Consider the following 1137-nt stretch of genomic DNA (forward strand, 5'->3'; position numbering starts at 1 on the left):
GTCTATAAAAATTGGTAATGGGAACACGATCACTTAACTGAAAACTATTGAATAATTTCTCCTGATAAATCTTAAAGACTTGCATACAACAAGTTACTAATTATACGTATTTTTAACAAAACTTGTGCAACAGACACAATATGTAAACGCAATGCTTTTTTGGAGCTTAATCAAAAGTTAGTTGTGTATTTGTGGAGTCGGCGTCACAAATTTTATTATTTTAACTTGTAATTTAAAAATAATAAAAATGTAACGCCTTGTGCCTTATCGAAAGCCTCTAACTTTCTACACGCACAGACGTTTACATTAATCGTTAGGTGTCATTTGAATGAAACATTTTACAAACATCATATTACTACTTCTGATTTTAACTTCTTGCCAAAACAAAAAGGAGAATAACGGAATTGCTAAAACTGAAATTAAAGAACACATCAGCGAACCATATTCGAATTTAACTCTGTATGATAATTTTGATAATGAATTAATTTTAGACACTATTTCGAAAAGAAGAGAATCTCAATTTTCGCCAGTTTATATCGGACAATTAACTGATTCAATTGAATTATGCTATAAAACCTCGAAAATCGGACATAGAATTCAAGATATAGATTGGGGAAAATATAGAAACCCAAAGGCAACTGACTTAAACATATTTATTGATACAACAAAAACAATCGGATTTCCAATGTGGATTTGGGAATATTATAAAGCACCTGAACATCGTGTAAATAAAAAATCATATCCTATTTTCATTAAGAATCAAAGTTCTGACACTTTGAGCATTGGATTTGGAGATGTATTGCCTATGCTGACAGAAGTACAAGATTCGATTGGTAATTGGAAACAAATTGAGAGACAATTTATCTATGGTTGTGGAACAGGACTTACGGAATTTTATCTTCCGCCAAATCAAATTGCAATTTCAGCTTTGAGACAAAATTACGGAACGAATAAAACAAAATTTAGAGTGAGATTTCGACTTGGAGACAACGAAATATACTCGAACGAAATAAACGGAAAAATTAATAACTGAACATAAAAAACGCCACCTAACAATGGCTCCTATGAAAAGCCTTAGTCCAGTTCTTTAAAGATAGTTAATATTTTATTTTCTTACTTAAATCACTTTTTCTCTTT

Annotated in this window: 1 protein-coding gene; it reads left to right on the plus strand. The window is 30.6% G+C overall.

What is annotated here, in order from left to right:
- Positions 1–328: 328 nt before the first annotated feature.
- The gene (locus Q1A60_RS21455) at positions 329–1033 is read left to right on the plus strand and encodes a hypothetical protein (protein WP_299770580.1); all 705 of its coding nucleotides are present in this window, start codon (positions 329–331) and stop codon (positions 1031–1033) included.
- Positions 1034–1137 lie beyond the last annotated feature (104 nt).

The sequence above is a fragment of the uncultured Dokdonia sp. genome (assembly GCF_947492535.1).
Lineage (GTDB): Bacteria > Bacteroidota > Bacteroidia > Flavobacteriales > Flavobacteriaceae > Dokdonia.